Origin of the sequence: Streptomyces herbicida (assembly GCF_032656585.1) — a bacterium.
In the GTDB taxonomy this organism is placed as follows: Bacteria; Actinomycetota; Actinomycetes; order Streptomycetales; family Streptomycetaceae; genus Streptomyces; species Streptomyces herbicida.
In genome coordinates this window covers 147893-159875 of the sequence record NZ_JAUYWJ010000005.1, presented here as the reverse complement: position 1 = coordinate 159875, position 11983 = coordinate 147893, and the positions used below count along the sequence as shown (strand labels likewise).

Annotated in this window: 12 protein-coding genes and 2 pseudogenes; 7 read left to right on the top strand and 7 right to left on the bottom strand. The window is 72.8% G+C overall.

The genetic code is table 11. The features are described 5' to 3' along the window. Window positions 1–55 precede the first annotated feature (55 nt). Entirely contained in the window at window positions 56–520 is a 465-nt protein-coding gene (locus Q8A52_RS13010; RefSeq protein ID WP_316751312.1) for an SRPBCC family protein, read from the top strand. A 75-nt stretch (window positions 521–595) separates the two neighbouring features. Here the strand turns inward: Q8A52_RS13010 and Q8A52_RS13005 are convergent. Beyond that, window positions 596–958, bottom strand: a pseudogene (locus Q8A52_RS13005) (Imm7 family immunity protein); the annotation flags it as partial. A gap of 49 nt (window positions 959–1007) precedes the next feature. After that, on the bottom strand, window positions 1008–2132 hold the full coding sequence (gene cds1, locus Q8A52_RS13000) for an L-cysteine desulfhydrase Cds1 (protein ID WP_316751310.1): 1125 nt from the start codon (window positions 2130–2132) through the stop codon (window positions 1008–1010). Between the two features lie 354 nt (window positions 2133–2486). Between cds1 and Q8A52_RS12995 the strand changes: the two genes are divergently transcribed. Continuing rightward, a complete protein-coding gene (locus Q8A52_RS12995) occupies window positions 2487–2810 on the top strand; it encodes a hypothetical protein (RefSeq protein ID WP_316751308.1) in 324 nt (107 codons plus the stop codon). Between the two features lie 192 nt (window positions 2811–3002). Next, on the top strand, window positions 3003–3545 hold the full coding sequence (locus Q8A52_RS12990) for an ATP-binding protein (RefSeq protein ID WP_316751306.1): 543 nt from the start codon (window positions 3003–3005) through the stop codon (window positions 3543–3545). Window positions 3546–3612: 67 nt separating this feature from the next. On the opposite strand, the gene Q8A52_RS12985 is transcribed toward Q8A52_RS12990, so the two are convergent. Genes Q8A52_RS12985 through Q8A52_RS12975 form a run of 3 tightly spaced genes read right to left on the bottom strand, consistent with a single transcriptional unit; the run spans window position 3613 to window position 7219 of the window. Beyond that, window positions 3613–6174, bottom strand: a complete 2562-nt coding sequence (locus Q8A52_RS12985; RefSeq protein ID WP_316751305.1) for an ABC transporter permease — start codon at window positions 6172–6174, stop codon at window positions 3613–3615. Further along, complete coding sequence (locus Q8A52_RS12980) at window positions 6171–6932, bottom strand: ABC transporter ATP-binding protein (RefSeq protein WP_316751303.1); 762 nt, start codon at window positions 6930–6932, stop codon at window positions 6171–6173. The genes Q8A52_RS12985 and Q8A52_RS12980 overlap by 4 nt, the downstream gene beginning before the upstream one ends. Next, window positions 6929–7219, bottom strand: coding sequence for an SHOCT domain-containing protein (locus Q8A52_RS12975; RefSeq protein ID WP_316751302.1), 291 nt, complete (start codon window positions 7217–7219; stop codon window positions 6929–6931). The genes Q8A52_RS12980 and Q8A52_RS12975 overlap by 4 nt, the downstream gene beginning before the upstream one ends. Window positions 7220–7396: 177 nt before the next feature. On the opposite strand from Q8A52_RS12975, the gene Q8A52_RS12970 reads away from it, so the two are divergent. The 4 genes and pseudogenes from Q8A52_RS12970 to Q8A52_RS12955 all read left to right on the top strand — a co-directional run bounded on the left by Q8A52_RS12970 (window position 7397) and on the right by Q8A52_RS12955 (window position 9894). Next, complete coding sequence (locus Q8A52_RS12970) at window positions 7397–7969, top strand: TetR/AcrR family transcriptional regulator (protein WP_316751300.1); 573 nt, start codon at window positions 7397–7399, stop codon at window positions 7967–7969. A 12-nt stretch (window positions 7970–7981) separates the two neighbouring features. Continuing rightward, window positions 7982–8376, top strand: a pseudogene (locus tag Q8A52_RS12965) ((R)-mandelonitrile lyase). 28 nt (window positions 8377–8404) lie between these two features. Beyond that, window positions 8405–8989, top strand: a complete 585-nt coding sequence (locus Q8A52_RS12960) for a DUF4865 family protein (protein ID WP_316751298.1) — start codon at window positions 8405–8407, stop codon at window positions 8987–8989. Further along, on the top strand, window positions 8986–9894 hold the full coding sequence (locus tag Q8A52_RS12955) for a phosphotriesterase family protein (RefSeq protein WP_316751296.1): 909 nt from the start codon (window positions 8986–8988) through the stop codon (window positions 9892–9894). The genes Q8A52_RS12960 and Q8A52_RS12955 overlap by 4 nt, the downstream gene beginning before the upstream one ends. An 80-nt stretch (window positions 9895–9974) precedes the next feature. On the opposite strand, the gene Q8A52_RS12950 is transcribed toward Q8A52_RS12955, so the two are convergent. Beyond that, window positions 9975–11213, bottom strand: coding sequence for an ROK family protein (locus Q8A52_RS12950; RefSeq protein ID WP_316751294.1), 1239 nt, complete (start codon window positions 11211–11213; stop codon window positions 9975–9977). 48 nt (window positions 11214–11261) lie between these two features. Continuing rightward, complete coding sequence (locus Q8A52_RS12945) at window positions 11262–11912, bottom strand: alpha-ketoglutarate-dependent dioxygenase AlkB family protein (protein WP_316751292.1); 651 nt, start codon at window positions 11910–11912, stop codon at window positions 11262–11264. Window positions 11913–11983 lie beyond the last annotated feature (71 nt).

Sequence of the window (11983 nt, the reverse complement as noted above, 5' to 3'; positions counted from 1 at the left end):
GGTTGCCGGCCAACGGCCCGTTCGCTCCCGTGACTTCACGAGGGGGATCTCGTCCATGGCTCACCGTCTGCGCCCGGTGGGGATCGACTTCGTCGAGACCGCCCCCGTACGTCTCGTGTTCGCACGGGAGATCAAGGCCGCCCCGGACACGGTCTTCCGTGCGCTGGTCGAGGACGTACCGGGCTGGCCGCAGTGGTTCACGGCGGTGGCGTCCGCCCGGCCGACCGAGGGCGGACGCGAGGTCCGGCTCAGGGGCGGCACGCGCTTCGAGGAGACGGTGATCGTCGCGAAGGCGCCCGAGGTGTACGCGTACCGGGTCGACCTGACGAACGTCCCGGGTCCCCGTGCCTGGGTCGAGGAGTGGCGGCTCTCCCCGGCCGGCACCGGCACACGGGTGCAGATGACCTTCGCCGTCGACGGAACCGCCCCGTTCCGCTTCCTGTTCGGCCTCGCCCGCCCGGGCACGGGCCGAGCGTTCCGGAACGCGGTCAGGGCACTGGACCGGCACCTGGCCGGCTAGGGTCCGCGTCCCAGGCGTCGCGCGGCAGGCGGGAAGTGTCGGACGGGCCCAAGGCTCGAGGGGATCCTCCAGCACGGGCACGCACGGCGACAGCAGGGGCCCCGTGTGTTCCGTGACCTTGCCCCGGACCAGGCGGAGGACGCGGATCTCGTCCCCGTGGTCCGGGTCCTCGTCGTCGCGGATGTGGAGGAGACCGTAAGACGCGGGGGCCGCCGTCCCCACGCGGGTCAGCAGGTAGAGGACGTGGCCCGTGCGGTGGTTGGGGTGGCCGCCCAGGCGGATGAAGGCCGCGCCGTTCATCCACCGCAGGTCGAGCAGACGGGGACTGTCCATCGCGGCCACATGTGTCCGGAGGTCGTCGACGATCTGCCGGAGCCGGGCGTCGTCGTCATCGTCGGCGCTCTCCAAGACGGTGATCCACCCGTGGTGTTCGAACACACACCGATGCCAGTGCGCGGCAGGCCGACCCCCCGGGAGGGAGGAGTGCTCAGTCCGGCCACGCTCCCGTCTCCAGCAGGGACTCGATCGCTGCCGCGTACGGTGCGATGTCCAGGCCCTGTTCCTCCAGCCACGCGTCCGAGTAGTACTTGTCGAGGTAGCGGTCCCCGGGGTCGCACAGCAGCGTCACCACACTCCCCCGGCAGCCCTCGGCGACCATCTCGGAGATGATCTTCAGGGCGCTCCACAGGCCCGTGCCCGTCGAGCCGCCCGCCTTGCGGCCGATGGCCCGCTCCAGGGCGCGGACGGCGGCGACGCTGGCCGCGTCGGGGACCTTCATCATCCGGTCGATGGCGCCGGGCACGAAGCTCGGCTCCATGCGCGGCCGGCCGATGCCCTCGATGCGCGAGCCGCAGTCGCAGGTGACGTCCGGATCGCCGGTGGTCCAGCCCTCGAAGAAACAGGAGTTCTCCGGGTCGGCCACGCAGATGCGGGTGTCGTACTGCATGTAGTGGACGTAGCGCGCGATGGTCGCGGAGGTGCCGCCGGTGCCCGCCGTGGCGACGATCCACGTGGGCTCCGGGAAGCGCTCCAACTCCAGTTGCCGGAAGACGGATTCGGCGATGTTGTTGTTGCCGCGCCAGTCCGTGGCCCGTTCGGCGTAGGTGAACTGGTCCATGTAGTGGCCGCCGGTCTCCACCGCGAGGCGGGCGGACTCCTCGTACATCTTGCGTGAGTCGTCCACGAAGTGGCACTGCCCGCCGTGGAATTCGATGAGGCGGCACTTCTCGGCGCTCGTCGTGCGCGGCATGACCGCGATGAAGGGCACGCCGATGAGCTTGGCGAAGTAGGCCTCGGAGACGGCCGTCGAGCCGCTGGACGCCTCGATCACCGGGCGGCCCGGCCGGATCCAGCCATTGCACAGGCCGTAGAGGAACAGGGAACGCGCGAGCCGGTGTTTGAGACTTCCGGTGGGGTGGGTCGACTCGTCCTTCAGATAGAGGTCGATGCCCCATTTCTCGGGCAACGGGAACCGCAGCAGGTGTGTGTCCGCCGAGCGGTTCGCATCCGCCTGGACCTTCCGGACAGCCTCTTTCAGCCAGTTCCGGTAGTCGGCGTTGCTGTGGTCGACGTCCAGAGTGGCGCCGGTCCGGGTCTGTGGGGTGGTGCTCACGGCGGGGCTCCTTACGCTTCGCGCCGACGGCGCCCGAGGCAGCCGCCACCCCGATCATAAGCAGCTTCCACACCACTCCTCACCTGCATAAACACCTCTTTGGACAGCCCAAAGCAGCCCCTGGGGCACACCCGTGCGGACACCCGGGGCGCATTGGGGCCAGTGCTCCGTCCTCTCGCCCCACACATCTCGGCGTACTGGTGCTCTACGCAGGCTGCGGGCAGACTGCACCGGACGGGACGAACGTCCCGAACGGGGGCGCACACTGGATCACGACACGAGCCGGAGTGCGCCGGGCCACGGCCCACGAGGCAACCGGCACGGCGACCGACGCGCACAAGGGGGCGGGGAAGGATGGCGGAGCCCGAGTTCACGGCCACGGGCGTGCGGATCGGCAAGCGACTGCGTTCGCTCACCCGGGCCGGGCAGGTCCGGATCAACGACGGCAGGCTGGAGTTGCTCACCAGTTACGGCAGTGAGATCGACAGCGCGCCGGTACAGGCGGTGCGCGCCTCCAGGCCCTGGTTCGCCCCGGACGACCGGGCGTTGGCCGACCTCAACGGCAAGCGCTATTCGCTGACGCTGGGCGATCACGACCCCGCACCGGGCGAGCCGGGCCCGCCCGCCGCACGCCGGTTCATCGAGGCGGTGCGCAGGGCGGCGGGGCGCGGCGGCTGAGCGGCGCCGAGGAGCGGCGAGTTGCGGGACCGTGACCACTGCGTCACGCTGGTCTCACGTCACTCTGGGTTTACCGGCGATAACGCTGCGAACCAGCCCGCCGGCCACGACAGCAGGCGGCCGCTTGACGCATGCACCCTGCTGGATCCGTTCTCCGTGTTCTTCCGGACCTCACGTCGGGGAGTCGCAGCCGTGATCAGTCATCCGAGCAGGCACTGCGCGGTGGAGCTTCAAGCCCTGCCGTCGCGGATCGGTCAGGTCCGCAGAATCGTATCTGCGCAGTTGCGCTACTGGCATCTGGACCCATTGATAGACCGGGCTGCGCTCGGTGTGACGGAGCTGCTGAGCAACGTCCACCGGCATGCCCAGCCCGACAAGTCGTGCACCGTGGAGATGGAGCTGCTGCTCGACCGGCTCACGGTCTCCGTACGTGACCACGATCCCCGCCTCCCCGAGGTCGCCGAGACGGCCGAGATCGCTCCGCTGGCCACCTGCGGCCGGGGGCTTGCGATGGTGGCCGCGGTGAGCGAGAGCTGGGGGGTGCGCCCCGACGGCGACAACGGCAAGGTCGTGTGGTTCACGCTGCCCGCGCCCCCGGCGACGAAGCCCAAGCCGGCCCGGCCGCGGCGCCGTACGGCCGTGGAGCAGCCCGCGCATTCGTTCGTGGAGGCCGGGCCCGCGGCCTGCGGCCCGTCACCCGCGCACGCTCCCGCCCGGTCGGCCGTTGCCGGCTGACCGGGCGGTGACGTCCTTCTCTTCTTCGCTCTGACGTGCGGCGCCCGGGGGCGACGGCGGTAGGTCGTCACTCGGTGGCGATGGCCCGCAGTACGTCCAGCCGGGCCGCGCGCCGTGCCGGGCGCAGTCCCGCCAGGGCTCCGGCGGCAAGACCCACCAGGGCGACCACCGCCAGCCGTACGGGCGGGAGCGCGAAGGCGAAGGCGCTGTCGCTCGCGCTCTCCGAGGCCCGCACCAGCACCCAGCCGAGGAACGCGCCGAGGCCGAGCCCGCCCGCCGTGCCGAAGGCGGCGACCAGGACCGACTCCCAGCGGACCATGGCCCGCAACTGGGACCGGGTCTGGCCGACGGCCCTGAGCAGGCCGAGCTCCCGGGTGCGCTCGTGCACGGCCAGCGTCAGCGTGTTGGCGATGCCGAGCAGGGCGATGAACACCGCGAGGGCGAGCAGCGCGTAGACGAGGGTGAGCATCATGTCGATGCCCCCGGCCGACGACTGTGCGTACTCGTCGCGGGTCTGCACCTGCGGATTGCCGTACCGGGCGGCCACCTTCTCCACCGCGGCCCTGCCCGCCGCCGTGCTCACGCCGTCCTTGAACGAGACGGCGACCAGCCGGTCGGAGTCCTGGGTGCGGTGCGGCGCCCAGGCCGCGCGCGTGATGACGTAGTCGCCGGCGAGTTCGGACTGCCCGTAGACCGCGCGGACGGTGAAGTTCTCCGTCGTGCCGTCGGTGAAGGTGAGCCGGGCCGAGTCGCCGGTGCGCAGCCCCTGCCGGTCGGCCTCCTTCCGGGTGACGGCGATGCCGTCGGCACCGAGGCCGCGCAGGTCGCCCCGGACCGTGCCGAGGTCGAAGGAGCGGGCGAGCGCGGCCGGATCGGTGACGGTCAGTGCCCGTCCCTCGCCGTCGACCTGCGCGACACCGCGGCCGAGTCCGACGGCGGTGTCCACCTCGGGCAGCCGCTGGACGGCCGGGGCCAGTTCGGGGCTGAGCCCGCTGCCGCCCGCGCCGAAGGACGGGGTGCTGACGGCCACGTCCCCCGCGAAGGACCGTGACACCGTCTGGTCCATCGTCGCCTTCAGCGAGGCCCCGAACACCGTGAACAGGGAGACGACGGCTACACCGATCATCAGCGCGCTCGCGGTGGCGGCCGTCCGCCGGGGGCTGCGCAGGGCGTTGCGCCGGGCGAGGGCGCCGGTGACACCGCGCAGCCGGTCGAGCGGGCTGCCGAGGAGCCGTACGGCCGTGGAGGAGGCGACCGGGCCGAGGACCACGAAGGCGACCAGGGCCAGGACGGCGCCGAGTCCCGCCGACCATACGGACGGTGACACCAGGACCCCGGTGAGCGCCACCGCGACCGCCAGGGCGGCGAGGACCGTGCCGGTGACCGCGCGGAGGCGGGAGGCACCTGAGGAGTCGACGGCCGTCTCGCGCAGCGCGGCCAGCGGGGCGGTGCGTCCGGCCCGTACGGCGGGCATCAGCGCCGAGCCCAGGCAGACCACGACGCCCACCGCGAGCGGCAGCACCATCGACAGCGTCTTGACGACCAAGTCGCCCCCGGGGAAGGGGAATCCGATGGCCGGGAACAGCGCCTGCAGCCCGGCGGCGATCCCGATGCCGCCGGCGAGCCCCGCGGCCGACGCGGTCACCGCGACGACGTTCGCCTCCACCAGGGTCGTCGCCGTCACCTGACGGCGGGAGGCGCCGAGGGCGCGCAACAGGGCGTTCTCACGGGTGCGTTGGGCCACGACGATCGCGAACGTGTTGTGGATGGAGAAGGTCGCGACCAGCAGGGCGACGCCGGAGAACACGAGCAGGAAAGTCGTGAAGATGGTCAGGAACTGGCTGGAGATCATGTCGGTGTTCTCCTGCGCCGACGCCTGGCCGGTGATGGCCTCGACTCCCTTGGGCAGTACGGGAGTCAGCCGGTCGACGAGTTCCTGCTGGCTCACCCCCGGTCCGGCCCGCACCTCGATGCTCGCCGCCTGGCCGGGCCGGGCGGTGAGGTACTTCTCGGCGTCGGCCTGGGTCATGCCGGTGAAGGTCACCTGTGCCATGCCGTCCTCGCCGCCGAAGGTCGCGAGGCCGACGATCGTCACCTTGACGGGATCGGGAGTGCGCAGCGTCGTCGTGTCGCCGATCTTCAGGTGCCCCTTCTTCGCGGTGCCGCGATTGACCACGACCTCGCCGGTCTTCAGGGGGGCGCGGCCCTCGGCGAGCCGGTACGGATTGAGTTCGGGGTCGGTGATCCAGTTTCCGGCGAGGGTGGGCGGACCCTGGCCGCCTACGGGCCTGCCGTCGGCGCCGACCAGCTGGCCCGCGCCCTGGATGTCCGGGGCGGCGGCCGCGACGCCGGGAACCTTCTCGACGGTCTTCACCAGCGAGGTGTCGACCGGCCGGCGCACCCCCTGCGCCTCGCCCGGTGTCGTGATGGCGTCGGCGCCGCGCACGACGGCGTCCGTGCCGCTGGTCGCCTCGCCGAACATGGACCCGAAGCTCGCGCGCAGTGTGTCGCCCATGACCAGGGTCCCGGCCAGGAAGGCGACGCCGAGGAACACCGCGAGGAACGTGCCGGCGAAGCGGCGCCGGTGGGCGCGCAGCGAGGACAGGCTCAGCCGTACCGAGGCGTTCATGCCCTCACCTCGAAGGCCTTCATACGGTCCAGGACCTTGTCGGCGGTCGGGGACTCCATGCGGTCCACCAGGCGCCCGTCCGCGAGGAAGACGACCTCGTCGGCGTGGGCGGCGGCGACCGGGTCATGGGTGACCATGACGACCGTACGGCCGGTCCGGCGTACCGCCGAGCCGAGGAGCCCGAGGACCTCCTCACCGGAGCGGGAGTCGAGGTTGCCGGTGGGCTCGTCGGCGAAGACGACGTCCGGCCGTCCGGCGAACGCCCGTGCCACGGCGACGCGTTGCTGCTGTCCGCCGGAGAGCTCGGAGGGGCGGTGGTGCAGCCGGTCGCGCAGGCCGACGACGTCGATCAGCGCGTCGATCCACTCCGGGTCGCCCCGGTCTCCGGCCAGGTCCAGCGGCAGGGTGATGTTCTCCGCGACGGTCAGTGTCGGGACCAGATTGAACGCCTGGAAGACGAAGCCGACCCGGTCGCGGCGGAGCAGGGTCAGGCGCCGGTCGTCGAGTGAGCCGAGGTCGGTGTCGCCGATGTAGGCGGTGCCCGAGGTGAGCGTGTCGAGCCCGGCCGCGCAGTGCATCAGAGTGGACTTGCCGGAGCCCGAGGGCCCCATGATCGCGGTGAAGCGTCCGGCGGGAAAGTCCACGTCGATCCCGTCCAGGGCCCGCACGGCGGTGTCGCCGCGGCCGTACACCTTCACGGCTCCCACGACCCGGGCGGCCGTACGGGCGGAGGTCATGGTGGTGGTCGTGGCGGTCATGCCGCACCGCCCTTGCCGACGCGGCCGAACTGCTCGTCCAGGACGGACAGCCGGCGCCAGTACTCGTCCTCGTCGATCTCGCCGGTGGCGAAGCGCCGGCCGAGGATCGCGATCGGCGAGTCGCCCGTCGGGCGCCATCCGTCCATCGGGCGCCACGGTCCACGGCGGCCGCGCCAGACGGTGCGGCGCAGGACGGTGAGGGCGCCGATCACGACGGCCGCCCAGATCAGCGGGAAGAACAGGATCCACGGGCCGGGGCCGCCGTCCCAGTGCGCCAGGGTCTGCATCTCGGTTCATCTCCTGTGCCGAAGCGTGTGGTGGTGATGCATCGAGACTGGCTCCGGGGAGGGGTCCGGGTCGTCGTACGGCCAGCGGCAGTGGGCATACCTCCGCGGGAGTACGCGGGTGTGCGGCGGCTCCTCCCCCGGGCGGCGTCCGAACAGGTGGTGACTGTAACTACTAGTATGTACAGTGAGTCCATGAGCACCTCGGAGCGACTGATCGAGTCCACCCGCGCGCTGCTGTGGGAGCGCGGGTACGTGGGCACCAGCCCGAAGGCCATCCTGGAACGCGCGGGTGCCGGCCAGGGCAGCATGTACCACCACTTCAAGGGCAAGCCGGACCTGGCCCTGGCGGCGATCCGGCGTACGGCCGAGGAGCTGCGGGCTACCGCGGAGGGAGTACTCGGCGGGCCGGGAACGCCGTACGAGCGCATCGAGGCGTATCTGCTGCGTGAGCGCGACGTGCTGCGCGGCTGCCCGGTGGGCCGGCTGACGATGGACCCGGACGTGATCGCCAGCGACGAGCTGCGCGCACCGGTCGACGAGACCATCGCCGGGATCCGCAGGCGGATCGCCGGGATCGTCGAAGAGGGCAAGGAACAGGGGCAGTTCGCGCCCTGCCTCGACGGCGAGGAGATCGCCGCGGCCGTCCTCGCGACCGTGCAGGGCGGTTATGTCCTGGCCCGCGCCTCCGGTTCACCGGCCGCGTTCGACGCCGGCGTCCGAGGTCTGCTCTCCCTTCTGGCACCCCGCTAGGAGTACCCGCACATGCACATCGCCCGAAGCCGACCCGACACCCTGCGGGGGCCTGCGGAGCACTTCACCGGCACGGTCTGGCTCGGCGAGCCGGCCGCGCCCGGCGCGCCGTCCCGGCTGCGCGTGTTCAGCGTCCACCTCGCGCCCGGCGCCCACACCGCCTGGCACCGGCACCCGCTCGGCCAGGTGCTGCACGTCCTCGGGGCGAGGGCCCGGTCCAGCGCAACGGCGGCGAGGTGGAGGCGATCCGGGCGGGCGACACGGTGTGGATGGAGCGGGGCGAACGGCACTGGCACGGCGCCGGGCCGCGCACCTTCATGACGCACCTCGCCGTCGTCGAGGCCGCGGCGGACGGCACGACCACCGAATGGGACGCGCACGTGTCCGCCGACGAGTATCCCGCCTGACCGCCTCACCCGAGGAAGGACGTCCCATATGCACGCCCTGCAGTACGAGTTGACCCTCCCCGCCGACTACGACATGGGCATCATCCGCGGCCGCGTGGCCCGTGTCGGACATCTGCTCGACGACTGGGACGGCCTCGGCCTCAAGACGTATCTGCTGCGCGAGCGCGGAGTGCACGGTTCGCCGGTGAACCAGTACGCGCCGTTCTACCTCTGGAACACCGTGGAGGGCATGAACCGCTTCCTGTGGGGCGGCGCCTTCCAGGGGCTCGTCGACGACTTCGGGCGGCCCGAGGCCCGGCAGTGGTCGGGCCTGGTGTACGAGGAGGGAAGCGCCGCGAGCTCTCCTGCCGCCCGGGCCGTACGTCGCCGGGAGCCGGTGCCGGCCGGGGTGGAGCTGTCCGAGGTGATGGAGGACGCGGTGCGCGAGACCGGGCGGCTGGCCGCGGAGGACGGAGCCGTGCTGGCGGCGGCCGCCGTGGACACGCGTCAGTGGGAGCTGGTCCACTTCTCGCTCTGGGAGCACGACGTGCCCAAGGCCGAGGGGGATGTGTTCCAGGTGCTGCGCATGTCGGCACCGGGCCGGGACCGGCTGCCGCGCGGACGGCAGGGGTGAGCTCCGTCCGTACGGTCCTCGGTGACATACGGCCCGGGGACCTGGGCGTGTGCGACGCGCACGACCACCTCTTCCTGCGCAGCCCGCGACTGCCCGGTCAGGAACTCAACGACGCCACCGCCGCACGGGCCGAACTCGAGGCGTTCCGCGCGGCCGGCGGGGCGGCCGTCGTCCAGTGGACGCCGTACGGGATGGGCCGCCGCGCCGCCGACCTGCCACACCTGTCCCGCTCGGCGGGAGTTCACCTGGTCTGCGCGACGGGACTGCACCAAGCGGCGCACTACGCCCCGGAGTTGCTCGGGCGACTGCGCGGGAAGCTCGCCGAGGTGTTCGTCTCCGAACTGACCGAGGGCATCGGCACCTCCGGCGTCCCCGCCGGGCTGGTCAAGGTGGCCGGCGGCTACCACGCCCTCGATGCGCACGCCCGCTGGACGATGGCCGCCGCGGCCGAGGCCCACCACGCGACGGGCGCGCCCATCGCCGTGCACCTGGAGCTGGGCACCGGCGCACTCGACGTACTGGACCTGCTCTGCGGCGAGTTGGGTGTCCCGCCCCACCGGGTGATCCTCGGTCACCTCAACCGCTCCCCCGACCCGGTCGTCCACCGGCAGGCCGCGGGGACGGGCTGCTGGCTGGCCTTCGACGGCCCGTCCCGCGCCCATCACGCCACCGACTGGCGCACGCCGGACGCCGTACTGGCCCTGGCCGAGGCCGGGTTCGGCCACCGGCTGCTGCTCGGCGGGGACACCGTCGTCGCCGGGGCCCGCTCGGTCGACGGCGGGCCCGGGATGTCGTACCTGCTGCGCCGACTGCGGCCACGCCTCGAAGTGTCCCTCGGCGCGGAGCTGGTGGGACGCGTCCTCACGCACAATCCGGCCGAGGCGTTCGGCGTGGACTGGCGGTGAGGACGCGTCGCGCCCGGCCGCACGGCGTCATCCCGGCGCAGGACGGCGTCGCGGTCGTGGACCGGGACGCCGTCCCTGTGTCACTGGAGCGCGCCCAGCGGGTCGTCCAGTACCGGCTGCCAGGCCAACTCCGCCGCGCCGACCAGGCTGTTGTGGTCGAGGGTGCAGGAGAGGATGGGGACGCCGCCGCTCTGGCCCCACAGGCTGCGGTCGGCGACGACCGCACGGAGCCGGTCGGGGTCCGCGTCGAGCAGGGTGCGGTGCAGGCCGCCGAGGATGATGCGGTCCGGGTTGAGGATGTTCACCAGCCCGGCGAGGCCCAGGCCCAGGCGGTCGATCAGGGCCTCGGCGGCGGTGCGCACGGTGGGGTCGTGGTAGTGGTTGCGGAGCAGGTCATTGGCCTGCTGGAGCAGGGACACCTCGGGGCCCGGTTCACGGCCGGCCTCGATGAGCAGGGCCAGTGGATCCGCCTCGACGTCCAGACAGCCGCGGCTGCCGCAGTGACACGGGCGGCCCTCGGGGTTCACCGTGAGGTGGCCGACCTCCAGGGCCAGGCCCGAACTGCCCGTGTGCAGGCGGCCGTCGAGGACCAGTGCGCCGCCGACTCCCCGGTGTCCGGTGGCCACGCAGAGCAGGTCCCGGGCGCCGCGACCCGCGCCGTGCCGGTGCTCGGCGAGCGCGGCAAGGTTGACGTCGTTGCCCGCGAACGCCGGGCCGGCGATCCCGGCCGCGGCCACGCACTCGGCGAAGATGCGGCGCACCGGCGCGCCCACGGGCCAGGCCAGATGGAGGGGGTTGAGGGCCAGGCCGTCCGGTTCGGCGACGGCGGACGGCACGGCGAGCCCGGCGCCCACGCAGCGGCGGCCCGTAGTACGGAGGAGTTCGGCGCCCGCCTCGACCACCGAGCCCAGAACCTTCGCCGGGTCCTCGTCCACGGTCTCGCAGCCCGGTGCGGTCGCCACGATCCGGCCGCCCAGGCCGACCAGCGCGGCCCGGTAACCGTCGGCGTGCACCTGCGCGGCGAGCGCCACGGGCCCGTCGTCGGCCACCTCCAGCCGGTGCGAGGGGCGCCCCTGGGAACCGGCCGCGGCGCCCGGCCGGGCGTCGACCCGGATCAGCCCGAGCGCCTCCAGCTCGGCGGCCACCGCACCGGCCGTCGCCCGGGTCACCCCCAGCTCGGCGGTGAGCACGGCCCGGGTCGGCGCGCGCCCGGTGTGCACGAGCTCCAGCGCGGGCCCCAGCGCACCGCGCCCCCGGTCCAGTCGCGTCCTCGAGGTGCTCCCATCCCCCGCCGTCCGGGGGTCCGCCTTGCCGCTCATGAGGGCGAGTCTCCCATGATCCGCAGACCGGCCGGTCTGCGCCGCAACCTAGAATCCACTCACTCTCAGGGTGATGTTCAACCGCCCGGTGAGCCCGAGCCCGGGCGGCGCCGTGCCGGGGTGCACCCGCGGCACCCCGTGGTAGGCCGGGCGCGACACGCCGCCGAAGACGAACAGGTCCCCGCTGCGCAGCTCCACGTCCGTGTAGGGCCTGGCCCGGGTCTCGGTGTTGCCGAAGCGGAAGACACAGGTGTCGCCCAGGCTCAGCGACACCACGGGCGCGTCGGACTTCTCGTCGCTGTCCCGGTGCATCCCCATGCGGGCGTCGCCGTCATAGAAGTTGATCAGTGCGATGTCGTACGGCGCCGCTGCCAGCGCCTGCGGGCCGAGCGCGTCGGCCACCGCCCGGCGGCCCAGCTCGCCCAGCCAGGCGGGGAACGGTTTCACCCGGTCCCCGTCGCCGTCGACGACGGTGCGGGCGTAGGCGTACGGATACCAGTGCCAGCCCAGGCAGACCTGGCGGGCGGTCATGGTGCCGCCGCCCGGGGTGCGGACCGTGCGCAGGCCCGCCGGCGGACGCGCCCACTCCCGGCAGGCCGCCAGCAGCTCCCGCTGGGCGCGGGCGTCGAGCCAGTCCGGCATGTGCACGGCACCGGGGGCGACCTCGGTGCGCTCCCTGGGGAAGAGCTCCACGTCCATACGCTCCATCCTGCCCCAGGGCCCGCCCGACCGGGTCTGAGCTGCGGCTCCGCTAGCCTTGGACACACAAT